Source organism: Anoxybacillus sp. MB8, from assembly GCF_011006755.1.
GTDB classification, from domain to species: Bacteria; Bacillota; Bacilli; order Bacillales; family Anoxybacillaceae; genus Anoxybacillus; species Anoxybacillus gonensis.
Genome location: NZ_RXXX01000006.1, coordinates 18,290 through 41,704, shown reverse-complemented (window position 1 = coordinate 41,704; position 23,415 = coordinate 18,290). Strand labels below are relative to the sequence as shown.

The window sequence follows — 23,415 nt, the reverse complement described above, 5'->3', positions numbered from 1 at the left end:
GTGGTTATCATCGAAACAATTAAGCAAATGCAAGCGCATATCATTGCTGAACGACAAAAAGGAAAAACAATCGGTTTTGTACCGACGATGGGTTATTTACATGAAGGGCATGTCGCATTATTACAACGAGCACGCCAAGAAAATGACATCGTTGTTTTAAGCATTTTCGTCAATCCGCTCCAATTTGGACCAAATGAAGATTTCGATCGTTATCCGCGCGATTTTGAACGCGATTGTGAAATGGCTAAACAGGCGGGCGTCGACATTGTTTTTTATCCATCAGTCGATGAAATGTATCCACACGAGCCATCTGTGACGGTGAAAGTGCATGAGCGCGTCGATGTGCTTTGTGGAAAATCGCGCCCAGGTCATTTTGATGGTGTGGCGACGGTTGTGACGAAACTATTTCACATCGTCATGCCACATCGTGCCTATTTCGGAATGAAAGATGCACAGCAAGTCGCTGTGATCGATGGGCTTATTCGAGATTTTCATTTTCCGATTGAGCTCATTGCTGTTCCGACCGTTCGTGAAGAGGACGGACTTGCTAAAAGCTCGCGCAACGTGTATTTAAGCGAGCGGGAGCGACAGGAAGCTCCTGCATTATATGCTGCTTTACAAAAAGGAAAAGCATTCATCGAAGCGGGAGAACGCGACGTAGAGAAGGTACGACAAGCCATTGTACATCATATCGAACAACATACAAGCGGTATGATTGATTACGTTGAAATTTATTCGTATCCTGAGTTAAAGCCAATTCAAACGTTACAAGGAAATATCATTATTGCGCTCGCTGTGCGGTTTACAAACGCTCGTTTGATTGATAATATCGTTATGAACGTACAATAAGGGGGAAACATCATGTTTCGCACATTAATGAACGCTAAAATTCACCGTGCTCGCGTAACGGAAGCGAATTTAAACTATGTTGGCAGCATTACGATCGATGAAGATATTTTAGATGCAGTCGGCATGGTTCCAAACGAAAAAGTGCAAATTGTAAATAACAATAACGGTGCACGATTTGAAACATATATTATTCCAGGAGAAAGAGGGAGCGGTGTATTTTGCTTAAATGGGGCAGCTGCTCGTCTCGTTCAAAAAGACGATGTCATTATCGTCATTTCATATGTGCTCGTACCAGAAGAAAAAGTAGCTTCACACCGTCCGAAAATCGCGATTATGGACGAGCATAATCGCATTAAAGAGCTTATTGTTCAAGAGCCGGCGGCGACCGTTTTATAACGGGAGCCATGCCGCCTCTTTTTATTTGTGATACACATGCGAGGTGGAGAAATATGAATGATCGCTTTGTCGTCGTCGATATTGAAACGACAGGAAATGCCCCGAAAAAAGAAGATCGCATCATTCAAATTGGTTTTGTCGTCATCGAGGGCGACAAAGTTAGCGAACGTTTTTCAACATTCATTCAGCCTGAACGGGACATTCCGCCATTTATTCAACAGTTAACAGGCATTGATCATACGATGGTGCACGATGCTCCTCCGTTTCATCATATTGCACCGATGCTTGTTGAAAAATGGGAAGGAGCTTATTTTGTTGCCCATAACGTTCATTTTGATTGGGCATTTTTGCAAGAGGAATTTATTCGTAGCGGCGTACAACCACCGACATGTCGGCTTTTAGATACGGTAGAGCTCGCACGTTTTCTCATGCCGACACAATCAAGTTATAAGCTTAGCCATTTAGCTGAATCGTTGTCGCTTGCGCACGATCGGCCACATCAAGCCGATTACGACGCGGAAGCGACTGCCCAACTTCTTCTTTTTTTACTTCGCAAGCTATCTCGTTTACCGCTTGTGACATTAAAGCAACTACGCCGGCATAGCCAACCGTTAAAAAGCGAGCTGACCGCTTTGCTAAACGAGTTTATTGCAAAAAAAGAACGCACGGTTCAACCGGATGACTCAGTCGTTGAATATGAAGGAGTCGCTTTAAAAGCATGGTTTTTGCCAAAACATGAAGATCGGAATGAACATGTTCCGTCTTTTTCAGAATGGCTTGCGACAAACCCGTTTGTTGCGCCATTTGAATATCGCGACGGGCAACAGCAAATGATGATCGATGTAAACGAAGCGTTACAAACGTGTCAACATGCGCTCATTGAAGCAGGAACAGGCGTTGGAAAAACGATCGCTTATTTGCTTCCTGCAGCGTTTTATGCAGTAACCCAACAGCGCCCTGTCGTCATTAGCACACATACGCTCCAACTGCAAAAACAAATGATTGAAAAAGAATTGCCACGCGTCGCTAAGCTCGTTCCTTTTTCATTTACAACCGCGATGTTAAAAGGAAAAAGAAACTATATTAGCGTGCGAAAATTTGCTCGTACGTTAAAACATGTCGACACAAACTACGATATCGCTTTAACAAAATGTCAATTGCTCGTTTGGCTAACGGAAACGGAGACAGGAGATGTCGATGAATTAAACTTAACTGCAGGGGGCGCGCTATTTTGGGAAGAAGTGCATAGCGATGAAACAAATGAAGAGCACGATTTTTTTGTGCGCGCCAAAGAAAAAGCGAAACACGCACATGTGATTATTACAAATCACTCGTTCGTTATGCATGATTTAACAGCAGACGAAAAGTTTTTGCCGCCACACGAACAGCTTATTATCGATGAGGCGCATCATTTAGAAGACGTCGCTGCCCATTTTTTCGGTCGGCACGTGTCATATGAGTACGTTCGGCTATTATGGACGCGGATGAACGATATGGCGACGATGCACCAAATGGGTACGCTTCGCTCGCTTCTTGGAGATTTGGAATATGAACTAAATCAACTGTTTCAATCTCTTCGCCATTACGTACTGCGCCGACAAAAAGGGGACGGTCGCATACGTTACCGTTTCGTTCCTTGGAAAGAGTATGGGGAAGAATGGAACGGGACGATAGAATTGCTTATGCGTATTATGAGCGATGTACAGCAACTGTCACATATGATGAACGATGTTCCGAAAGAAGATGTCAAACCTTTTACAACGTTTGTAGACGTTTTATATACGTTACAACATTTACTAACGAGCGACGATGACGACATCGTCCGCTGGCTAGAGGTAGATACAAAAGCGGCAGTCAATGCGGTTACGGTTATTTCACAGCCGCTTGATTTAGCTCCGTTTTTTGCAGATCAACTATTTTCACGTAAGCGGAGCGTCATTTTAACATCCGCTACGTTAACGACAAACAATCGTTTTTCGTTTATAATTGCGCGGCTTGGTCTCGACGACTTTTATCCGTTTACACGCACCATTCCGTCGCCATTTTCATATGAAAAACAAGCAGCGCTTATGGTTCCGACCGATTTGCCGACGTTTCCTTCAGCTACTGTTGAACAATACGCTGAGCAAGCGGCACAACAAATTATACGCATCGCTAAACATACGAAAGGACGAATGCTCGTATTATTTACGTCATATGAGCTATTGAAACAAACGTATGTATTTGCTAAACAGCTCAATGATGAACAATCATTTGTATTGCTTGCGCAAGGAGTAAGCGGAGGCAATGCTGCGAAATTAACACGCCATTTTCAACAGTTTGAGCAAGCGATTTTATTTGGTACAAGTAGCTTTTGGGAAGGAGTAGACCTTCCGGGAGATGAAGTGACATGCGTCGTTATCGTTCGTTTACCTTTCGCTCCCCCAGACGATCCGGTCATGGCGGCAAAAAGCGACTATATTCGTTCAAAAGGAGGCAATCCATTTTACGATTTATCGTTGCCACAAGCGATTTTGCGCTTTAAACAAGGATTCGGGCGATTAATTCGCACAAAAGAAGATCGCGGGATTATTTTCGTTTTAGACCAACGTTTATTAACCGCATCATACAGTAAATATTTTTTGCAATCTTTACCGCCTATCCGTGTATATCATGCGCCGCTTGCGGAACTTTTACAACATGTAAATGAGTGGCTATAATTTTCCCTTCATCGGTGAAAAATAAAAGGGGTAGATGAAGGGAGTGGGCGGTTTTGCAGTGGGCGTTATTATTTTTGCTACTCAATAGTTTAATGCATCCTTCTACGACAGGAGAGCATATTCAAAAAATTGATATGATGCTTGAAGAAGAAGAAATGGCCATTATTTTTTTGCCGCTTAGTAACGGAGAAGCAACGTTATTTAAGCATGCAAGCGGAAAGACGATATTGTTCAATACAGGTGCCCCACATACAGAACGGGAACTAAAAAGATGGTTTGAACATTTTCATATTACTGAAATTGATGAGCTCATCCTCACGAGCGATGATGAAGAGTATGTGGGGAATGTAAAATGGATTGAACAAACGTACGGTCCGAAAATTGTGAATGAATGGGAAGAACAAAAAGTGTATGAGCCGTTTCCGCATTTTCGTATGCAGCCGCTCTATATTGCCCATGGGGATGTGACGATGTCGCTTCAATATGGCCAGCTTCGCCTTTTATATATGGCGCACGCTGATCATCATGTCGAACGAATATTGATGACGATGCCGCTTAGCGATGTAAACATATTGAAAATTGCTCATTTTGGCCTCCATGATTATCCGCGGACATCTTTTTTAAAACATGTCGATCCGCAAGTAGCTATCATCTTTAAAAAGCACGGAAGTTGGCCGAATGAGCGATTGCTTGAACGGTTGTACGCTGCTTGGATTGACTGCTATGAGACGAATCGTTTCGGAGTGATTGTTGTGAAATGTAATTTACACGAATATGACGTCATGACGTTTTAAAAAAAGGGCCAACGTTCGGCCCGCGGTGTGTACGATAGGAATTTTTTTATTTCAAATTGACCAATGTAGGAAACCGTTGCTACAATGAAGATGTTTATACACTAAAATCGGTGTGTAGTTGTATTGTTTCCGTTCGCAATAAACGATATAAGTAACAAAATTTGTGCACATGGAGGATCGGATCGTGGAAAGTAAAATTGAAGTATTAGCTACTGTAAAAGTTGAATACTCATCAGATTTATACAAAATTGTCGATTGTTTAAATCGGACGTTAAAAGAAAAAGACTTAATGTTCGGGCTCGCGCTTGATGAAGAAAATAAAGAAAAGGCCGTGTTTACGATTTATCGAACGTAAGAAGGGATGAGGGTGAGAAAAGTAATCATTGCTTTCGCGTGCGTTTTGTTCGCTGCGTTATCGCTATATATTCATGCATATAGTGAGGCGGTATCGTCTAAAAATGAAAGCGAACAACGTGCGGTGAAACAAGCGGAGAAAAAAGGAATTGTTCAAATGACTGACGTATATACGTATCGAGGAAACGATGTATACGTCATTGTGACAGGGAAAGATGATGAAGGTGAACAATGGATCGTATGGGTGACAGAAAAAGGGAAAGTGACTGCGATGCATCGGGCTTCAGAAGGAATAACGAAACAAGAAGCGTTATCTTCCGTTAAGCCGTATCGTCCAAAAACAGTCATTTCCGTAAAATTAGGAATGGAAAAAGGGATCCCGCTTTGGGAAATTACATATATTGACGAACAAAACCGTTACTCGTTTTATTACGTTCGTTTTGAAGACGGGGCCTTTTTAAAAAGATATCATTTGACGAGGGGGAAGGATGTATGAAATTAGCGAAACGCGTCGCCGCATTAACGCCGTCATCAACGCTTGCTATTACGGCAAAAGCAAAAGAATTAAAAGCAGCAGGGCACGATGTGATTGGGCTTGGTGCCGGTGAACCAGATTTTAATACACCTCAACATATTATGGAAGCTGCTGTAAAAGCGATGTACGACGGACATACAAAATATACGCCATCCGGTGGATTAGCGACGTTAAAACAAGAGATTATAAAAAAATTTCAACAAGATCAACAGCTCGATTATAAACCGTCGGAAATTATCGTATGTGTTGGAGCAAAACATGCGCTTTATACGCTATTTCAAGTTATTTTAGACGAAGGCGATGAAGTCATTATTCCGACGCCGTATTGGGTTAGCTATCCAGAGCAAGTAAAACTAGCAGGTGGCGTCCCTGTTTACGTGGAAGGGCTTGAAGAAAACGAGTTCAAAATTACACCGGAGCAGCTAAAACAGGCAATAACAAATCGGACGAAGGCGGTGATTATTAACTCGCCAAGCAATCCAACGGGCGTCATTTATACGAAAGAAGAGCTACAAGCGCTCGGTGAAGTATGCGTAGCCCACGACATTCTCATCGTTTCTGATGAAATTTATGAAAAGCTCGTTTACGGTGGACATGAACACGTTTCGATTGCGCAACTTTCACCGGAATTGAAAAAACAAACGATCATTATTAACGGCGTGTCCAAATCACATTCAATGACAGGATGGCGAATTGGCTATGCAGCAGGCGATGCCGACATCATTCGTGCGATGACAGACTTAGCAAGCCATAGCACATCGAATCCAACATCGATTGCTCAATATGCAGCGATTGCCGCATATAGCGGGCCGCAAGAGCCAGTAGAACATATGCGTCAAGCGTTTGAACAACGTTTAAACATTATTTACGATCGTCTCGTTCAAATTCCAGGGTTTTCTTGCGTGAAACCACAAGGGGCATTTTACTTGTTCCCGAATGCAAAAGAAGCGGCGACGATGACTGGATATGAAAACGTTGATGCGTTTGTCGAAGCGTTGCTTGACGAAGCGAAAGTGGCGCTCGTGCCAGGTTCAGGTTTCGGTGCGCCAAATAACGTGCGTTTATCCTATGCAACATCACTTGATCTTTTGCGCAAAGCACTCGATCGCATCGAAACGTTTATTAGTGAAAAGACGCGCGGCTAGTCGATGTGACTAGCCTTTTCTTTTGAGCGTGAGATGATCTTGCGTTTTTTTGTCGAAATGTATAATATTGATGATGTACATACTAGTTGAACGTCTTTGGAGGGACTTTTTGTGAAAACGACGATTGCAGAAGTACATAAATATGTAGGTCAAGAAGTAACGATTGGGGCTTGGCTTGCGAACAAACGGTCAAGCGGAAAAATTGCCTTTTTACAATTGCGCGATGGCACAGGCTTTATTCAAGGAGTTGTGGAAAAAGCGCAAGTGAGCGAAGACGTCTTTCAAGCGGCAAAAAGCATAACGCAAGAAAGTTCGCTCTATGTCACGGGCGTTGTGCGTGAAGATGCACGTTCGCCGTTCGGATACGAGCTTTCTGTCACAAACATTGAACTTATTCATATGGCTGTTGATTATCCAATTACACCAAAAGAACATGGGATCGAGTTTTTAATGGATCACCGTCATTTATGGCTTCGTTCGAAACGTCAACATGCGATTATGAAAATTCGCAACGAAGTCATTCGGGCAACGTATGAATTCTTTAATGAAAATGGCTTTGTCAAAGTCGATCCACCAATTTTAACAGGAAGCGCGCCAGAAGGAACGACAGAATTGTTCCATACGAAATATTTTGATGAAGATGCATACCTTTCTCAAAGTGGCCAGCTATATATGGAAGCAGCAGCGATGGCACTTGGCAAAGTGTTTTCGTTCGGTCCAACGTTCCGTGCTGAAAAATCAAAAACGCGTCGCCATTTAATCGAGTTTTGGATGATCGAGCCGGAAATGGCATTTTACCAATTCGAAGATAACTTACAAGTACAAGAACAATACGTATCCCATATTGTACAGTCGGTGTTGAAACATTGTCAGCTAGAGCTAAAAACGCTCGGCCGTGATACGTCTAAATTAGAAAATGTAAAGCCGCCATTTGCGCGCATTACGTATGATGAAGCGATTCAGCTTCTCCATGAAAAAGGATTTGACGACATTCAATGGGGCGATGACTTCGGTGCTCCACATGAAACGGCGATTGCAGAAAGCTTTGATAAACCGGTATTTATTACACATTATCCAACGACATTAAAGCCGTTTTACATGCAGCCGGATCCGAATCGTCCTGAAGTTGTTCTTTGCGCCGATTTAATTGCCCCAGAAGGATATGGAGAAATTATCGGTGGTTCGGAGCGCATTCACGATTACGATTTATTAAAGCAACGGTTAGAAGAACATCAACTATCGCTCGAAGCGTATAAATGGTATTTAGAGCTTCGTCAATACGGCTCTGTGCCGCATTCTGGTTTCGGATTAGGTCTTGAGCGAACAATCGCGTGGATTTGCGGCGTCGAACACGTTCGTGAAACGATTCCGTTCCCGCGTTTATTAAATCGTTTATATCCATAATGAACAAATCCCCCGTGCTCACATGGGGGATTTGTTTTATGATATAATAGGGCGTGAGGTGTTTGATATGAATAATGAAATGATTCGTTTTTTCCGTACAGGAAGCATTGCCATTCCACGATTATTGTTAACGAACTATAAGACGCTTGGATTAAATGAAACAGAGTTTATGTTGCTTTTACACATTCATTCGTTTCTTGAGCAAGGCATTTCGTTTCCAACGCCAGATGAAATTGCGGCTCGAATGACAATTTCTCCAGAAATGTGCATGCAACAATTAAGAAAGCTCGTTCAAAAAGGGTTTTTAGCCATTGAAGAGCAGATGGATAACCATATTCGAAGTGAATGTTATTCGCTTGATCCACTTTGGGAAAAGCTCATTCGCACGGTTTTTCAAGGACAAAAACAAGCGGAAGAACAAGAGGAGCAATTATATACCGTTTTCGAGCATGAGTTTGGCCGTCCGCTTTCACCGATGGAGTGTGAAACGTTAGCGATGTGGATGGATCAAGATGAACATGATCCGACGATCATTAAAGCGGCATTACGGGAGGCTGTATTATCTGGAAAACTAAATTTCCGTTATATTGATCGAATTTTATTTGAATGGAAAAAGAACGGCATTAAAACAATTGAACAAGCGCAACAACATGCAAAAAAGTTTCGCAAAAACCAAGGAAAACAAGACCAACCATATAAACCAACCGTTCCGATTTATAATTGGCTTGAACAGTCGTAGAAAGGATGGTTACATGCTAACAAAACAACAAATTCGCTACTGTTTAGACGAGATCGCAAACATGTTTCCAAATGCGCATTGTGAGCTTATTCATCGCAACCCGTTTGAACTGTTAATCGCCGTCGTTTTATCGGCGCAATGTACAGATGCGCTCGTCAATAAAGTGACGAAGCAATTATTTGAAAAATATAAAACACCAGAAGATTACGTGTCTGTGTCGTTAGAAGAGTTGCAACAAGATATTCGTTCGATCGGTTTATATCGGAATAAAGCGAAAAACATCCAGCAATTATGTCGAATATTAATTGAACAATATGATGGAAACGTGCCGCAAAGCCGCGAGGAATTAATGAAGCTTCCTGGCGTTGGGCGCAAAACAGCGAACGTTGTCGTATCTGTTGCCTTTGGCGTTCCTGCTATTGCTGTGGATACGCATGTCGAACGAGTAAGCAAACGGCTCGGTATTTGCCGCTGGAAAGATTCGGTGTTAGAAGTAGAAGAAACGTTAATGCGTAAAATTCCGAAAGAAGAATGGTCGGTGACCCATCATCGCCTTATTTTTTTTGGGCGTTATCATTGTAAAGCACAGTCGCCTAAATGCGACATATGTCCGCTTCTTCATCTTTGTCGTGAAGGAAAAAAACGGATGAAAGGAAAGATGTAAATGATCGTTCCAAAAACGTTTCAACATCCGCTCTTTTTTGCGACCGATACGGTCGATATCGAGACGCTTCAACCGTTTCCGATGATGATGAAGCATGTGCCGTTTTATTATGATATGACAAATGAAGAAAAGCCATGGCAACAAAAAGAACGTGCGCTTCCTGCCGTATTTCAGCTTTGGGAAGAAGAAAAACGTGAGCTTGCCCCGTTGTTTGCAAAACGTCAAGCGAAACAAGCAAAAGACGGGATCATTCGGGGGGTAGGCTATTTTTTATGCGCGCTATATTGGCTGAACGAACGCCCAGTAGGAAATGTATGCTGCTGGGAAGAAGAAGTTTTATCTCTTCCGCTTCGACCGTTAAATGTCGTTGATCGGCTTTCCTTTATTTTCGCTCGACCGGCTCTTCATCATTCGTTTATTCAATTAGACGAATTATTTATCGAGCTTACGAAACTGTTTTATAAACAAATGGTTCAACAAAAAAGAGGCTGAGCACGTGCGCTCAGCCTCTTTCTTATGATTGGCGATCGGTCGTTCCGTTATTGTTTCCGTTTCGTTGCTGGTTATTCGTCCCTGATGAATTGTTATTCGGATTGTTTGGTTCGTTCGGATTTGTCGGGTTTGTTGGCGTCCCCGGATTGCTTGGATTTGGCTCGCTCGGGTTTGTTGGATTTTCCGGGTTTGTTGGCGTCTCCGGGGTTTCTTCGTTTCCCGACTGTCCTGGTGACTCATTTTCGTTCGGTTGTTCCGGCTCTTCTTTTGGAATTTGCACAAGCGCTGTCGCTGGCGCGCTTTGTGTGCCGTCAGCTGTCACAACGTATACTTCAAACAAGTATACGGAGCCTTCTTTTGCGTCGACAGTTAGCTGTGAATCTTTTGTTTTTGCGATCACTGTCGGTTTGCGACCGTCTACCGTTTGCCGTACTTCAAACAATACATCTTTTTCTGGGTCGATCGTATATGACCATGCGAGCGAAATCGTTTGTGTTGTTGGATCGTATTGCGCTCGTAAGTCTTTTACTGGTTCAATCACTTCCGGTTCATCTTCAGCCACTTCTGTCGGTTCTTCATAACCGCGAACGAAATATTCGTACGTAATTTCGCTTTCTGGCGTATGTTCGCTGGCGAGTTTCGGCGGATTCGTTCCTTTTTTCACCGCTAGTTTCACAACGCTTTTCGGTTGTTTAAAATCGCCGCCACTACCGTCGTCAATATGGGAAATGACGCGTTTAAACAACTGTTTTGCATATTGTTGTTCAGGCTTTGATAAATACGCTTCGCTACTTTTTTTACTAAAACCGGTCCAAATGGCAGCCGTATAGTTTGGCGTATAACCGACAAACCAGCTGTCAGGCACAGCCCCTCTTTGCAGACCATACTTGCGGCGGTCTTTTTCATCGTAGTTCGTCGTTCCTGTTTTTCCGGCAATATGAAGCCCTGGTACGTTCGCTGCTGTTCCTGTTCCAGATTGAACGACCGTTTTTAACATATCGGTAATCATAAACGCCGTATAATCTTTCATCGCGGCTTTTGGCTCTGGACGAAGATCGATTTCTGTTCCATCTGGAAACACCACTTTTTTCACCGCATGCGGTTCAATGTAAATGCCACCGTTTCCAAATGAGCTATATGCGCCAGCCATTTGTAACGGAGATACCCCTTTGCCGACGCCGCCAACCGCATAGGCCTCATGCATCTCTTCAAAGCCCATGCCAAGCTTGTTCGCAAACTGTTTTGCTCGCTCTAAACCGACTTCTTGAAGCGCTTTTAAGGCAGGGATGTTTCGGGAACGAGCAAGTGCTGTTCGCATTGACATTTGTCCTTCATATTTGCCGTCCCAGTTTTTAATTGGCGTTCCATCAGAATATTGATACGGTTCATCTTTTAATTGATGGTACGTTGACCATTTTAAATATTCAATCGCTGGGCCGTAATCGACGATCGGTTTAATGGTTGAACCTGGCTGTTTTCGTGTATCGGTTGCATAGTTAAATCCGAACGTAACACCTTCTTCTTTTTTCCGTCCGCCGCCAAGCGCCCGAATTTCGCCTGTTTTCGTATCTACGACTGCAATACCAGCTTGAAAATCAGCTTTATTTGTACGAATGACTTCATCGGAATTCAATAAATTCTCTACATATGATTGAGCGTTCGGATCTAATGTTGTATAAATGTGCAATCCGGCAGTAAATACATCAAGCCCTGTTTTTTCTGTTACTTCATCGATCACTTGATCAATAAAGGAATCGTACGGAATATCGCTTTGTTGTTTATTTTCTGTTAATAGCGATTGAACAGGTATTTTTTTTGCCGCTTCAGCTTCTTCTTTTGAAATAAATCCGTGCTTCACCATGAGCGACAATACTGTATTGCGACGCTTTTCGGCCGCTTCTGGATGCGTAAACGGATTGTAGTTGTTCGGGCTTTGTGGAATGCCGGCGAGCAATGCCGCTTCTGGAAGCGTTAATTGCGATAAATCACTTTTGCCAAAGTACGTTTCCGCCGCTTTTGCGACACCGTACGCCCGATTTGAATAATAAATTTTGTTTAAATACATTTCTAAAATTTCGTGTTTCGAGTATTTTTGTTCAAGCCGAATGGCAAGCCATAGCTCTTGCACTTTTCGTTTTAATGTTTTTTCAGGCGTTAAAAAAGAAAGTTTGACGACTTGTTGTGTAATCGTACTTCCACCTTCAGCGCCAAATCCTTCGCGAATGTTTGCTAAAACGGCGCCGAAAAAGCGTACAATATCAAAACCGTGATGTTCGTAGAAGCGCGCATCTTCTGTCGCAAGCACCGCGTTCTCAAGCACTTTTGGAATATCGTTATACGATACGTAAATGCGCTTTTGTTGGCCGAGCTCTGTTACTTTTTCGCCATTCACGTCGTACACGATCGAAGCTAAAGGATCGCGCAGCAACGTTTCATCGAGCGGCGGCGCATCTTTAATCATCCAAGCAAATGCGGCTACTCCAGAAAACATTCCAATGGTCATGATGAGCAACATGATCAACACAATTTTTTTCATTATCGAACGCCCTCGCTCCCGCGGACGTTGTTTTTTTTGTTCTACTTGTTTTCGTTCTGTTCGTGAACGATAATTCGCCATATCGTTCCTCCTATTCTAAAAATATAGTTTGTCCACAATTTGAATATAATCGATTCGTGGATGATAGCCAAGCGGAATGAGATGGCCATGCCGTTCTACTTCCGTCTTTGTGATTGATTTGCGTCCACCTTGTTGTTTTCGCTCCCAATATTCAAGGAGGTGATGTGCATCGAATAAATACGTTTCATCGAGTGTTGTAAAACGCAAAATCACGAAGCAAATCGCTCCGTGGGCTAGTACTTGTTTCATATGTTCAATTTGATGTTCATGAAAATTTTGAAGCGGGAACGACGTACGATTTCTCGTTTCTTTTGCTTCAAAGTCAATATATTTCCCACGGTATACGCCGTTATAGTCCGTCGTTGACGGTTGTTTAAAATACGCCTCTTTAATGACGGCCGCGCTTCGTTTTGGATAATCGACTCGGACGATTTGCACCGGCGTCGGTTTTTTATGAATGACGGCAATGCCTTGAGCTAAATAATAGGCGTTTGTTTCGTTTAAATCCGCCTCTAGCGTCATTCCGCGATTTCCATACGTATCAGAAGCACGAGTATGCCATGTGCGTTCATTTTCTTTTTTTTCATATGCTCGCCCATTCGGATATTTAAACATATCATCCCCCCTTGAATGTTCAACATTATACCATATGTTTTATCTGTTCGTCATTTGCCCGAAAATTAGAAAAAGAATGATGTTTTGACAAGAAAATAAGAAAATGATATAAATGTTTTGTATATATGTATATTCAAAAATTTGAATATATAAAAGGGGGATTTTGTTTGAAGCGGTTTCAAGGATACACCATGGCTCATTTTCAAAAAGATGTATTGTCAGGGTTTATTGTAGGTGTTATTGCTTTGCCGCTTGGGATGGCGTTTGCAATTGCTTCTGGTGTAAAACCAGAATACGGAATTTATACGACTATTGTTGCTGGGATTCTCATTTCTCTTTTTGGTGGTTCAAAGTATCAAATTGGAGGGCCTACGGGGGCATTCATTCCTATTTTATTAGGCATCGTATTGACCTATGGATATGAAAACTTGCTTGTTGCAGGTTTTTTATCAGGAATTATGCTTGTGTTATTTGGCGTTTTGCGCTTAGGCTCACTTATTAAGTTTATTCCGCGCCCTGTGACGATCGGGTTTACAGCGGGAATTGCCGTTATTATTTTTACCGGACAAATTCCTAATTTTTTAGGATTAAATGTAAAAAAGCATGAAGCGTTTGTCGATAATATGAAGGAAATATGGATGCATCTCAATGATGTAAATATATATAGCGTCATTATCGCATCCATCGGGCTTGTCGTTCTTTTACTTGCACCAAAAGTTGTGCCTAAAATACCGAGCCCATTACTAAGCTTAGTTGTGTCAAGCTTATTTGCCTTTTTTTTATTTGAAAACAAAGTAGCAACAATCGGATCTGTTTATGGGGAGATTCCGAATACACTTCCACATGTTTCTATTCCTAACTTAACATTAGAACATATATATGAGATGATTAGGCCGGCTTTTGTCATTGCTATGCTTGGAGCGATTGAATCTTTGTTATCAGCGGTTGTTGCCGATGGAATGACAGGAGAAAAACATCATAGTAATCGCGAGTTAATCGGCCAAGGAATCGCGAATATAGTGACGCCTTTTTTTGGCGGGATTCCGGCGACTGGTGCAATTGCGCGAACGGCAACGAATATTAAAAGTGGGGCGACATCTCCATTGTCTGGTGTGATTCACGGTGTTGTCGTTCTTGTTATTTTACTTATTTTTTCTCCTTATGCATCACATATTCCGCTAGCGAGTATGGCACCGATTTTAATGATTGTCGCTTGGAATATGAGTGAGCGGAAAGAATTTATACATGTGTTAAAAATGAAGTCAGCCGATTCAATTGTGCTTGTCATTACATTTGTTTTAACGATTTTCGTGAACTTGACTGTTGCTGTGGAAGTAGGGCTCATTTTAGCGGTGATATTGTTTGTAAAAAGAATGACAGATGTATTTCAAGTATTTAAAGTACTTCCAGATGAAAAAAAGAAAAAAGTAACTCCGAGAATGGTTGAACAAGGTAAGGATTGTCCACAAATTAGTATATATACAATTGATGGACCGCTGTTTTTCGGTGTCGCTCAAATGTTCGAGCAATCGATTATGGCGACAATACACCATGCTCCACGTGTTCTTATTTTACGTATGAGCAAAGTGCCATATATGGATCAAACAGGTGAAGCGAATTTAGCAAGTCTTGTTGAGCATTTTCAATCAAAAGGCGGAATTGTTTTCGTCTCTGGTATACAACAACAACCGAAAGAGATGTTAAAAAGATCTGGATTATATGATAAAATTGGCACAGAAAACTTTTTTGAACATACAGGTGAGGCGCTACAAACTGCTTTTTCACACATTAATCGAACGCAATGTGTCGGCTGTAAGCATTATGCGTTTTCAGAGTGCCGCCAGTTATGTCATATTCAAGGGGAACAAGCGGTCAATCATTTTAAAACAGAATATGTCGGAGGAAACAAATGAACCTAGAATTACAACAATTTAAGGCAGAGTTTTTTAAAGCTTTAGCTCACCCACTGCGCATCCGTATTTTAGAACTGTTAGCAGAAGGAGATAAAAACGTCAATGAGCTACAAACGCTAATTGGTGCGGAAGGGTCAGCTGTGTCTCAGCAACTAAGCGTGTTGCGCGCAAAAAATATTGTATATGGTACAAAACATGGAAACAGAGTCATCTATTCATTGCGTGATCCGATGATTGTGGATTTATTAAGTATTGCTAAACAAATTTTTAACAATCATTTAATTGATGCGATTTCCATTTTAGATAAAATGAATGAAGAGAAAGAAACAGGGGAGGCGTAACCTCTCCTGTTTCTTTATGTAGAAGGGCGGTCTGGACCTTCTAGTTTTTTGTCGCCAAATCCTGTTGTTTCTTCTTGCTTCGGCTTTTGTTTTTTCTTTTGCTCTTTTTTCGCCATGTTGTCGCCTCCTTTCACCATTTTATTTTGACCGTTCATATAAAAAACATGCGAACATATTTGTCGAATTTTGTACGTATACCACTTTGTTTGCCGAATTTCTTCTAGTTTTGTCAATCGAGAAGGGACGAGGAGATGGATAGCGAATGTGTATGGCAAAGGGCGAAAGGGGAGTTGGAGGATGGAACATATTCAAATGCAATTACAACAATTGTTTGATGACATTGAACAATTAGAAAAAAAATTAAAAGAGCGTACGACTGAGCAAATGGATACACATTACGATATGCAACAAGACAGTTTACAAGACATCGAACGCCAACTCGACAACATTGAACAACAAATCGAAAAAAAAGAGACGTATATGTTCGCTCCGGCGATATAAAAAGGTGGCGCGTTGGCCACCTTTATTCTTTTACACGTTCAATTGTCACTGGACGATGCGTTTCGCTTCCTACTGTGTCAATGGCATATTCGACAACTTCACGTTGCTTCGACTCAACATGTTCACCATGTTTTGGCTTCTCGCTTTCATGTCCTTTTTTCTTATGGTGAAAATGAACACCACGCCCCATTTTCATCCGCCTCCTTTTCCATGCTAGCGTCTCATTTAGCATGGCACAAGAGGGGCGAAATCATTCAGCGCTTCCTGAATATTGTTCTACTCGTTCGTCATCAGGCTTATACGCTCCAAGCGCTTCTAAATCGCGCACAAGATGGCGGTATACGCCAAGCGGCAATTCATTGCGCAAATAAAGTTGACGCGCAAAGTCAAGCAGCTCGTTTGCATCGATCGGCTCATACTGTTTTGTCGCGATAAATTTGTTTTTTAATTCAATAATTGTCATAATTATTCCCTCCCCCTTTTGCACTTATCATAACATAAAAAAAGACGACATGTTAAATTCAAAAAATTGAGAATTCCGACATTGATTGACACGATTAGTCATGAACCATTTTGCGAAAAACGAATACGATGTAGTGAAAGGGGAGAGAAAAGATGTACCAGCCATGGTCTACGATGCAAATGCCGCATATGGTACCTGTTCATTACCATCCATATTATTCCCAACCGACTTCGTTTCCTGTTCCACCAGTCGTTCCGCCCATGTCTCCATTTGCTACACCGCCTGCCTCTCCGTTCGTTCCACCCATGTCTCCATTCGCTCCTGCAAAGCCGCCAAGCTTGCTTGAGCAGTTTAAAACGAAAGAAGGAACGTACGATATTACAAAAATGATGAATACGATGGGGCAGGCGGTGCAAGTCATGAACCAAATGAGCGGGCTCGTAAAAGGATTAACGCAAACGTTTAAAATGTAACGTTTGCGTTTTTTTATCGTTTATTCAATTGGAATAAATGTTTTCTTTTGTGGGAGGCGAATGATAAGTTTACCGTCTTGAAATGACGCTTGAATGTCTGATTCACGAACAGGATAAGGGAGAAAAATAGATTTTGTCGCGCGTTCATACGTTCGCTGACGATGAATCATTTTCTTTTCATCATCAATCGTTTCCGTTTGTTCATCGTAAACGACCGACAACAATAGACGTGTGTCGTCTATAAACTGTAAATGAACGTTCTCACGTTTCACATTTGGAAGATGGGCGATGATGATATATTGTTCTTTTGTTTCTCGTACATCGATTGGGATATAGATCGGCGAAAACGTGCGATGAACATATTCATCAAGCGTATACAACAATTTTTTTAATGAACGATCATCAAAAAACGAATCGAGCATATGAGATAAATCTTTTTTCATAACATATTCACTCCTTATGACATACGTTTGTTCGTAATATATGCAGGAAAAAATAAATTGTTCGCGAAACTTTTTATGTTGTGATTCGTAAATATGTGAAAGAGATGAGAAGGGAAGAGAGCGTGTGCAAAGAAAACGAGAGAAAAACAAGCGGTCAAACGTCAAACATATCGTAAACAAATATAAAGAAAAAGGAATCAACATCAGCTTATGTAAGCCGCGTGCAGCGATTAAATGGCTTTTTGTGCAAAATAGTTGCCTTTTTCCACATATATGATACAATGAAACTAAAGTTCATATATGTCAAGAGACGAAGAGAGACCATACATGCATAATAAGTAAAGCTTATTGTGCTTGTTTTGGTCTCTTTTTATTTAAATTTAAGAAAGTATAAAATTTTAGGTTCATGTCTAGCTCCAAGCGCCATCGGCTCGAGTCGCTCCGCCCCACACTGCGGCGGCAACAGCCTCCTCGGTGGGGCTTGTGCGCTCTTCGCCGATAGGCGGGCGCTTTGCACTTTTCTTATTATAGGGGGAATGATGATGTTTTCAGCGAAACAACGAATGGAAATAATCGAGGAAATGAGTAAAACGACGTATGATGTGCTTGTGATTGGCGGAGGTATTACCGGTTGTGGCATCGCGCTCGACGCAACGACGCGCGGAATGAAAACAGCGCTCATTGAGATGCAAGATTTTGCGGCTGGCACGTCCAGTCGTTCGACGAAACTCGTTCATGGGGGATTACGTTATTTAAAACAGTTCGAAGTAAAAATGGTCGCAGAAGTAGGGAAAGAGCGGGCCATTGTATATGAAAACGGTCCGCATGTTACGACACCAGAATGGATGTTATTGCCGATTCATCGCGGTGGCACGTTCGGAAAATGGAGTACGTCTATCGGATTATGGGTGTACGATCATTTAGCGCGCGTCAAAAAAGAGGAACGGCGAACGATGTTATCACCATATGAAACGTTGCAAAAAGAGCCGTTAATTAAACAAGACGGATTGCTTGGCGGTGGTTATTACGTTGAATATCGAACAGATGATGCACGATTGACGATTGAAGTAATAAAAAAAGCGGTGGAATGCGGAGCTCACGCAGTCAATTATGTAAAAGCAGAATCGTTTTTGTACGATGAAAATGGGCGGATCAATGGAGTGATATGTCGCGAGCAAACGACAGGGAAAACGTTTACGATATATGCGAAAAAAATTGTCAATGCGGCAGGGCCATGGGTCGATATATTACGTGAAAAAGACGGCTCACACGTCGGAAAAAAACTGCGCTTAACAAAAGGGGTGCACATTGTCGTTGATCAAGCACATTTCCCGCTTAAGCAAGCGGTATATTTTGATACGCCTGACGGTCGCATGGTATTTGCGATCCCGCGCGAAGGGAAGACGTACGTCGGCACGACAGATACGTTTTATGACGGAGATCGCGTCCACCCGAAAATGACAAGCGATGATCGCGACTATTTACTGCGCGCCATTCGATACATGTTCCCGACCGTTCATTTAACGGAACAACATATTGAATCAAGTTGGGCTGGATTGCGTCCACTCATTTATGAGGAAGGGAAAGATCCATCTGAAATTTCCCGGAAAGATGAAGTTTGGCAATCTCCATCTGGTCTGATTACGATCGCAGGGGGAAAGTTAACAGGCTATCGCAAAATGGCTGAAACGGTTGTTGATTTGATCGCTAAACAGCTAGGTGGGACATATCCACCGTGTCAAACGAAACATTTGCCGATTTCCGGTGGGGACGTTGGCGGTGCGAGCCGATGGCATACGTTTATGTGTGAAAAAATCGCTGAAGGAATGGCTTGCGGCTTGACGGAGCAACAAGCAAAACGGCTCGTGCAGCGATACGGTACAAATGTCGATCGTTTATTCGCTTTTGCTAGCACATACAATCGAGAGGAAATAGCTCTTCCTATTGATTGGTATGTGATGTGCATATATGCACTTGAATGCGAAATGACGGTGACACCGCTCGACTTTTTCATTCGGCGTACCGGAGCGCTCTTTTTTGACATTCAGGCGGTTCGTCAGTTAAAAGAAGCAGTCGTTACGTTGATGCAATCGTATTTTCATTGGACAGAAGAGGAGCGAAATAAATACGAACAGCAAGTAAACGTTGCGCTTCATGATGCCGTTATTCCGAGCAATGAAGCACAACGTTAGAGCGCTAGGCGGGATCTTCCGCCTTTTCTATTTCTTTCAATTTTTCTATAATGCGCCGTTTACGATAAAACATGGAACCAACTTCAGCAATATCAGCAATCATTGTTTGATTTGTCCACGCTCCGAATAACATCCCGACAATGGGAATCGCTTGAAATAGTTTTTTCCAGCCGTACTGATCGCGAAATGCCCAAACGATTTCCCGCCAACCTTGCAGTTGAGACATCGTTTGTCGTTCATTTTTCATCGACCATTCGTTTAAAATGGCTTGTTTTCCAACGACATCAGCAAGCGCAAATTGTAAACATTTGACGATAAATAATCGTTCTTCTTTCTCATGTGGATCAAATCCATAGATCGTTGCAATTTCTTGCAACGTTTTTAAAGCGGTTCCGAGAACGACAACAACATCGAGAAGCAACGTAAACGCACCGCCAAATCCTGTCGTAGCCCCTTGATATGTCGCAAACGTTTTTCGTTTAGCAACAAGTGCTTCACACGCTTCATTCATCTTTTGTAAAGGAAGCGAGCGAACATCGTCTAACGTGATCTCCCCATAAAAAGAGGATAAAACCGCTTCTTTATTTACGAGATATTGTCCACCTGTTTGAATATATTGTCCGAGCTCATCAAGCAATTGCGCCATTTTTTTATGTATCCATGCGGGCGTGAGCCGATCAAGTAACATAAACGGTAAACGGCTCATTTTTTCCCAAAACCATATACGCTTTTGTTCTTTTTCCCATTGTTCAATGTGATGGAGCTGTTCCATTAAAAACGATTGATGATCCATTTCATTCACCTCACCGATACATACGAATGAAAACACGAGAAGTTTCAAAAAACACCGGCAATCGTGCCGGTGTTAATGAAATTGTACGTCAATTCGTTTTTTCCCCTCAGATTGTGCTTTCGGAATACGAATTTCAAGTACACCATTTTTATATGATGCTTGTACGTTTTCATGTGCAGCATGGGACGGAAGTGGAATCGTGCGATAAAATCGTCCGTAAAACCGCTCTTGTCGATGCATATGTTCATCTTTTACATCATGTTGTCGCCGCACTTGACCGCTAATTGATAATGTTTGATCGTCAATATGAATGTCAACATCTTCTTTTCGTTCTAGTCCCGGAATGTCACACGTGACAATCATTTCTTTGTCATTTTCATGCACATCGACGCGCGGCATACGAAACATATCATCCATATGCGATAAAAAGGAAGGGAAGTTCGAAAACATACGTTCTACATCTCGGCGCATCACATCTAACGAACGAAATGGATCCATCGTAAAGCCTCCTCGTATCATATTCGATACGTATTTTGTGCAAATCGGACAAAGTTATACAAAAAAAACTTGCCTCAGCGCGAAGGCAAGTTTTCCAACTGTTGCACGTATAAACGAACGAGCTCGTATTGCTGTTTGGCATCAAGCGATGATGTGGCAATTCGCTTCACGGCTAATGAAAATTTTTCATAAGGTGATTTTCTTAAGCGCGGATGTGTCATTTCATCTAATAAATCGCGCTGAATAGCATCGAGCAGCACATGTTCCGCTTCGTTTTCCCCGACAGGCAACGAACGGTTTGACCATAATGATCGATATGCCTCTAACAGTTCCACGACCACCCCTCCTTAATCAATCCGTTCAATCGTTTCTGCCATTTGTAAAAAAGGATCTAATTCGTTTGCTTGTTGAACAAAAATCGTCAGCCGCATCGCCGTTCCATTTTTTACGACAAACACGTATACTTCGCCACTTTCAATGGCGCTTTTATATACATCGGCACCGTTTAAACGAGTTCCTTTTGTCCACGTCATTTTTTCGACTGTTCCATCTTTGCTGCTTGCCTTTACGTACTGTTCTGCTTGTTCGGCAATGAGAGACCAATCCGCTCCTTCATCAATGAGTTCAACAGTCATCGACGCTTTTTCTTCATCGAGAAAAATCATATCTTTCCCTGGCTCGACCGCTTCCGCCATATAGCCGTTTAAAATATTTGCTTGAAACGGCTGATTGCTACTTTTATATGTGAAAGAAGATGGTTGCGGTTGTTCGCTCGTTTCCGTTTCCGTCCGTTCAATCGTTTTCGCCATCGTCATAAACGTATTCAGCCAGTTATCTTCTTTTTTCGTAAATACCGTTAAAAACATCGGTTCATCTCCCGTCACACCAACGATATAAACGACATCGTTATCGACAGGTGCTTCATATACGATCGCATCTTCAAATGGGAGTGTGCCTTCAAACGGTGTAGCTTGTTCAGAGACGGCCATGGCTCTTTCTTTTGCGTACGTTTCCATCTGATCTTTCGCTTCTTTCGGCAGCAGCTCAATACGCATCCATTGGTCTTGTTCGCTTTCATGCATCACGACATCTTTTCCCGGTTCTTCAGCTTCTAAAGTGAATGCTGGTAATAACGAAATTGTAAACGATTGATTTGTGCTTTCGACAGGTGTGAAATTTTGCGGCGTTTGCTCTTTTGTTTCTTGTTTATGTTCGACAGGCTGTTTCGCTGGCGCTGTCGTTTGTTCGTTACATGCGGAAAGCAATGTAGCGACAGCCGCCGCACAAATGAGTAGCTTCGATCGTTGTTTCATTTGTTTCGCTCCTTTAATTGTTTTTACTTTTATTGTCTTATAGTTTCACGTTTCATGCAAGTATTCCTTTCTATATACAATGGTGCGATTTCGTCCTTGTTGCTTCGCTTCATACAAAGCGATGTCCGCTTGCTTAAATAGCTCTGATTCATTTGTTGCAAGCGTTGGAAAAACAGAAATGCCGATGGAAATCGTAATATGCACCGTTTGTTGTTGCACGAAAAACGGATGACGTTCAATCGTTGTTCGAATATGTTCGGCAAATGTCACCGCTTCATGTTCACAGCTTGAAAGTAATATTGAAAATTCTTCCCCGCCATTGCGAAAAGCCATCCCGTCTTTCGAAACGAGCGAGCGGACCAGTTCGCCAAGATCACGTAAAATGACATCCCCGCCATCATGCCCATATGTGTCGTTAATCAATTTAAAGCGATCAATATCAAATAAAATAAGAGATAAACAGCTGTTTTTCTCTTTCGCTTGCTCGAGATGTTGCCCAAATAACGTATGAAACTGACGAACATTATAAAGCCCGGTCAAAAAATCAGTCGTTGCCCATTGTTTATAATGTTGCAACATGTCTTTTGATTGCCGAATATCTTTACAAATATTCGCAGCTACATATGTAGCGACAATCGAAATAGGCCAAAAAACAACGAGTGTTTGCGTATAGATGTGTTCATCTCGCATGTTAATAAACAAAGCAAGCGAAATGAAGCACATGCTGTAGACGTTCATCCAAAACGTTGTAATCGTTATATGTCGTTTCATCCGTTGACTGATCCATCCGCAACCGATCGCAATCGCAAGAGAAATAAAAAAAGAAACGATCGATGCAAACGTATTGCCGAACAAAAAACGCCCTGTTCCCATGATCATGCCTGCCGCCAGTGCGCTCGGCATCCCGCCGTAGTAGCTTACGACAACGAGTGGCACGTGGCGCAAATCTGCGATGATTCCATGTCCAAGCGGAATGGAAAAAAACATAAGCACGATGCTTAATAAACCGCAAAAAGCCCCAGCAAGTAAACGCATATGAAAAGGGGATTGTTGATGAACGGTAGAAGGGAAAAACTTGCTAATCAAATAAAATCCGGCAATAAGTATGCCGCTATTGGCAATAAATTGCTTAAACATCGTCCGCTCCTCCTCTCTTTGCCAATATATGCGGACGAAAAAAAA

General features: G+C 42.1%; 26 protein-coding genes. 16 read left to right on the top strand and 10 right to left on the bottom strand.

Annotation, left to right across the window (positions count from 1 at the left end; all coding sequences use genetic code 11):
• The 11 genes from panC (at window position 1) to EKC99_RS03845 (ending at window position 10,071) form a co-directional block, all read left to right on the top strand.
• On the top strand, window positions 1-849 hold the full coding sequence (gene panC / locus EKC99_RS03895) for a pantoate--beta-alanine ligase (protein WP_163150625.1): 849 nt from the start codon (window positions 1-3) through the stop codon (window positions 847-849).
• A gap of 12 nt (window positions 850-861) precedes the next feature.
• A complete protein-coding gene (panD, locus tag EKC99_RS03890) occupies window positions 862-1,245 on the top strand; it encodes an aspartate 1-decarboxylase (RefSeq protein WP_009373643.1) in 384 nt (127 codons plus the stop codon).
• Window positions 1,246-1,298: 53 nt separating this feature from the next.
• Window positions 1,299-3,944 carry an ATP-dependent DNA helicase DinG gene (gene dinG / locus EKC99_RS03885; protein WP_163150623.1) on the top strand — a complete coding sequence of 882 codons (2,646 nt, stop codon included), beginning with the start codon at window positions 1,299-1,301 and terminating at the stop codon, window positions 3,942-3,944.
• Window positions 3,945-3,997: 53 nt separating this feature from the next.
• Window positions 3,998-4,738 carry a ComEC/Rec2 family competence protein gene (locus tag EKC99_RS03880; protein ID WP_163150621.1) on the top strand — a complete coding sequence of 247 codons (741 nt, stop codon included), beginning with the start codon at window positions 3,998-4,000 and terminating at the stop codon, window positions 4,736-4,738.
• Between the two features lie 184 nt (window positions 4,739-4,922).
• Window positions 4,923-5,093, top strand: coding sequence for a YpmA family protein (locus EKC99_RS03875; RefSeq protein WP_006319505.1), 171 nt, complete (start codon window positions 4,923-4,925; stop codon window positions 5,091-5,093).
• Window positions 5,094-5,099: 6 nt separating this feature from the next.
• Complete coding sequence (locus EKC99_RS03870) at window positions 5,100-5,588, top strand: cell wall elongation regulator TseB-like domain-containing protein (RefSeq protein ID WP_163150620.1); 489 nt, start codon at window positions 5,100-5,102, stop codon at window positions 5,586-5,588.
• Entirely contained in the window at window positions 5,585-6,772 is a 1,188-nt protein-coding gene (locus tag EKC99_RS03865; RefSeq protein WP_163150618.1) for a pyridoxal phosphate-dependent aminotransferase, read from the top strand. Before EKC99_RS03870 ends, EKC99_RS03865 begins: the two co-directional genes overlap by 4 nt.
• Window positions 6,773-6,883: 111 nt before the next feature.
• Window positions 6,884-8,176 carry an asparagine--tRNA ligase gene (gene asnS / locus EKC99_RS03860; RefSeq protein ID WP_009373638.1) on the top strand — a complete coding sequence of 431 codons (1,293 nt, stop codon included), beginning with the start codon at window positions 6,884-6,886 and terminating at the stop codon, window positions 8,174-8,176.
• A gap of 67 nt (window positions 8,177-8,243) precedes the next feature.
• Complete coding sequence (locus tag EKC99_RS03855) at window positions 8,244-8,915, top strand: DnaD domain-containing protein (protein ID WP_019417586.1); 672 nt, start codon at window positions 8,244-8,246, stop codon at window positions 8,913-8,915.
• Window positions 8,916-8,928: 13 nt separating this feature from the next.
• Window positions 8,929-9,579, top strand: a complete 651-nt coding sequence (gene nth, locus EKC99_RS03850) for an endonuclease III (protein WP_026011649.1) — start codon at window positions 8,929-8,931, stop codon at window positions 9,577-9,579.
• The gene (locus tag EKC99_RS03845; RefSeq protein WP_163150616.1) at window positions 9,580-10,071 is read left to right on the top strand and encodes a YpoC family protein; all 492 of its coding nucleotides are present in this window, start codon (window positions 9,580-9,582) and stop codon (window positions 10,069-10,071) included.
• A gap of 22 nt (window positions 10,072-10,093) precedes the next feature.
• Here EKC99_RS03845 and EKC99_RS03840 read toward each other — a convergent pair whose 3' ends face one another.
• Entirely contained in the window at window positions 10,094-12,688 is a 2,595-nt protein-coding gene (locus EKC99_RS03840) for a transglycosylase domain-containing protein (RefSeq protein ID WP_163150614.1), read from the bottom strand.
• A gap of 15 nt (window positions 12,689-12,703) precedes the next feature.
• On the bottom strand, window positions 12,704-13,303 hold the full coding sequence (gene recU / locus EKC99_RS03835; RefSeq protein WP_163150612.1) for a Holliday junction resolvase RecU: 600 nt from the start codon (window positions 13,301-13,303) through the stop codon (window positions 12,704-12,706).
• 125 nt (window positions 13,304-13,428) lie between these two features.
• On the opposite strand from recU, the gene EKC99_RS03830 reads away from it, so the two are divergent.
• The 3 genes from EKC99_RS03830 to EKC99_RS03820 all read left to right on the top strand — a co-directional run bounded on the left by EKC99_RS03830 (window position 13,429) and on the right by EKC99_RS03820 (window position 16,058).
• Window positions 13,429-15,216 (top strand): SulP family inorganic anion transporter, encoded by a 1,788-nt coding sequence (locus EKC99_RS03830; protein WP_083857317.1) that lies wholly within the window; start codon window positions 13,429-13,431, stop codon window positions 15,214-15,216.
• Window positions 15,213-15,557 (top strand): ArsR/SmtB family transcription factor, encoded by a 345-nt coding sequence (locus tag EKC99_RS03825; RefSeq protein WP_009373631.1) that lies wholly within the window; start codon window positions 15,213-15,215, stop codon window positions 15,555-15,557. The genes EKC99_RS03830 and EKC99_RS03825 overlap by 4 nt, the downstream gene beginning before the upstream one ends.
• Before the next feature lie 297 nt (window positions 15,558-15,854).
• Window positions 15,855-16,058 (top strand): hypothetical protein, encoded by a 204-nt coding sequence (locus tag EKC99_RS03820; RefSeq protein ID WP_009373629.1) that lies wholly within the window; start codon window positions 15,855-15,857, stop codon window positions 16,056-16,058.
• 22 nt (window positions 16,059-16,080) lie between these two features.
• On the opposite strand, the gene EKC99_RS03815 is transcribed toward EKC99_RS03820, so the two are convergent.
• Window positions 16,081-16,248 carry a hypothetical protein gene (locus tag EKC99_RS03815; protein ID WP_009373628.1) on the bottom strand — a complete coding sequence of 56 codons (168 nt, stop codon included), beginning with the start codon at window positions 16,246-16,248 and terminating at the stop codon, window positions 16,081-16,083.
• Window positions 16,249-16,308: 60 nt separating this feature from the next.
• A complete protein-coding gene (locus tag EKC99_RS03810) occupies window positions 16,309-16,521 on the bottom strand; it encodes a YppF family protein (protein ID WP_009373627.1) in 213 nt (70 codons plus the stop codon).
• Window positions 16,522-16,673: 152 nt separating this feature from the next.
• Between EKC99_RS03810 and EKC99_RS03805 the strand changes: the two genes are divergently transcribed.
• A complete protein-coding gene (locus EKC99_RS03805) occupies window positions 16,674-16,994 on the top strand; it encodes a YppG family protein (RefSeq protein WP_163150610.1) in 321 nt (106 codons plus the stop codon).
• Window positions 16,995-17,014: 20 nt separating this feature from the next.
• Here the strand turns inward: EKC99_RS03805 and EKC99_RS03800 are convergent, their stop codons facing one another.
• Window positions 17,015-17,437, bottom strand: coding sequence for an Hsp20 family protein (locus EKC99_RS03800; RefSeq protein ID WP_009373625.1), 423 nt, complete (start codon window positions 17,435-17,437; stop codon window positions 17,015-17,017).
• A 539-nt stretch (window positions 17,438-17,976) separates the two neighbouring features.
• Here EKC99_RS03800 and EKC99_RS03795 point away from each other — a divergent pair.
• Window positions 17,977-19,629, top strand: coding sequence for a glycerol-3-phosphate dehydrogenase/oxidase (locus EKC99_RS03795; protein WP_163150688.1), 1,653 nt, complete (start codon window positions 17,977-17,979; stop codon window positions 19,627-19,629).
• 4 nt (window positions 19,630-19,633) lie between these two features.
• On the opposite strand, the gene EKC99_RS03790 is transcribed toward EKC99_RS03795, so the two are convergent.
• The 5 genes from EKC99_RS03790 to EKC99_RS03770 all read right to left on the bottom strand — a co-directional run bounded on the left by EKC99_RS03790 (window position 19,634) and on the right by EKC99_RS03770 (window position 23,370).
• Window positions 19,634-20,422, bottom strand: a complete 789-nt coding sequence (locus EKC99_RS03790; RefSeq protein WP_163150608.1) for an EcsC family protein — start codon at window positions 20,420-20,422, stop codon at window positions 19,634-19,636.
• 72 nt (window positions 20,423-20,494) lie between these two features.
• Window positions 20,495-20,920, bottom strand: a complete 426-nt coding sequence (locus tag EKC99_RS03785) for an Hsp20/alpha crystallin family protein (protein WP_009373622.1) — start codon at window positions 20,918-20,920, stop codon at window positions 20,495-20,497.
• Window positions 20,921-20,994: 74 nt separating this feature from the next.
• Window positions 20,995-21,255: a hypothetical protein gene (locus EKC99_RS03780; RefSeq protein ID WP_009373621.1), complete on the bottom strand. Its 261-nt coding sequence runs from the start codon at window positions 21,253-21,255 to the stop codon at window positions 20,995-20,997.
• Between the two features lie 12 nt (window positions 21,256-21,267).
• Complete coding sequence (locus EKC99_RS03775; RefSeq protein ID WP_163150606.1) at window positions 21,268-22,233, bottom strand: hypothetical protein; 966 nt, start codon at window positions 22,231-22,233, stop codon at window positions 21,268-21,270.
• Between the two features lie 45 nt (window positions 22,234-22,278).
• Entirely contained in the window at window positions 22,279-23,370 is a 1,092-nt protein-coding gene (locus tag EKC99_RS03770) for a diguanylate cyclase (protein ID WP_163150604.1), read from the bottom strand.
• Window positions 23,371-23,415 lie beyond the last annotated feature (45 nt).

Excerpts from the sequence above, each read along its gene's own strand:
- panD (WP_009373643.1), top strand. The coding sequence starts at position 862 with ATGTTTCGCACATTAATGAACGCTAAAATTCACCGTGCTCGCGTAACG.
- dinG (WP_163150623.1), top strand. The coding sequence starts at position 1,299 with ATGAATGATCGCTTTGTCGTCGTCGATATTGAAACGACAGGAAATGCC.
- EKC99_RS03870 (WP_163150620.1), top strand. The coding sequence starts at position 5,100 with ATGAGGGTGAGAAAAGTAATCATTGCTTTCGCGTGCGTTTTGTTCGCT.
- EKC99_RS03865 (WP_163150618.1), top strand. The coding sequence starts at position 5,585 with ATGAAATTAGCGAAACGCGTCGCCGCATTAACGCCGTCATCAACGCTT.
- EKC99_RS03855 (WP_019417586.1), top strand. The coding sequence starts at position 8,244 with ATGAATAATGAAATGATTCGTTTTTTCCGTACAGGAAGCATTGCCATT.
- nth (WP_026011649.1), top strand. The coding sequence starts at position 8,929 with ATGCTAACAAAACAACAAATTCGCTACTGTTTAGACGAGATCGCAAAC.
- EKC99_RS03845 (WP_163150616.1), top strand. The coding sequence starts at position 9,580 with ATGATCGTTCCAAAAACGTTTCAACATCCGCTCTTTTTTGCGACCGAT.
- EKC99_RS03840 (WP_163150614.1), bottom strand. The coding sequence starts at position 12,688 with ATGGCGAATTATCGTTCACGAACAGAACGAAAACAAGTAGAACAAAAA.
- recU (WP_163150612.1), bottom strand. The coding sequence starts at position 13,303 with ATGTTTAAATATCCGAATGGGCGAGCATATGAAAAAAAAGAAAATGAA.
- EKC99_RS03830 (WP_083857317.1), top strand. The coding sequence starts at position 13,429 with ATGTATATTCAAAAATTTGAATATATAAAAGGGGGATTTTGTTTGAAG.
- EKC99_RS03825 (WP_009373631.1), top strand. The coding sequence starts at position 15,213 with ATGAACCTAGAATTACAACAATTTAAGGCAGAGTTTTTTAAAGCTTTA.
- EKC99_RS03820 (WP_009373629.1), top strand. The coding sequence starts at position 15,855 with ATGGAACATATTCAAATGCAATTACAACAATTGTTTGATGACATTGAA.
- EKC99_RS03815 (WP_009373628.1), bottom strand. The coding sequence starts at position 16,248 with ATGGGGCGTGGTGTTCATTTTCACCATAAGAAAAAAGGACATGAAAGC.
- EKC99_RS03810 (WP_009373627.1), bottom strand. The coding sequence starts at position 16,521 with ATGACAATTATTGAATTAAAAAACAAATTTATCGCGACAAAACAGTAT.
- EKC99_RS03805 (WP_163150610.1), top strand. The coding sequence starts at position 16,674 with ATGTACCAGCCATGGTCTACGATGCAAATGCCGCATATGGTACCTGTT.
- EKC99_RS03800 (WP_009373625.1), bottom strand. The coding sequence starts at position 17,437 with ATGAAAAAAGATTTATCTCATATGCTCGATTCGTTTTTTGATGATCGT.
- EKC99_RS03795 (WP_163150688.1), top strand. The coding sequence starts at position 17,977 with ATGATGTTTTCAGCGAAACAACGAATGGAAATAATCGAGGAAATGAGT.
- EKC99_RS03790 (WP_163150608.1), bottom strand. The coding sequence starts at position 20,422 with ATGGATCATCAATCGTTTTTAATGGAACAGCTCCATCACATTGAACAA.
- EKC99_RS03785 (WP_009373622.1), bottom strand. The coding sequence starts at position 20,920 with ATGGATCCATTTCGTTCGTTAGATGTGATGCGCCGAGATGTAGAACGT.
- EKC99_RS03775 (WP_163150606.1), bottom strand. The coding sequence starts at position 22,233 with ATGAAACAACGATCGAAGCTACTCATTTGTGCGGCGGCTGTCGCTACA.
- EKC99_RS03770 (WP_163150604.1), bottom strand. The coding sequence starts at position 23,370 with ATGTTTAAGCAATTTATTGCCAATAGCGGCATACTTATTGCCGGATTT.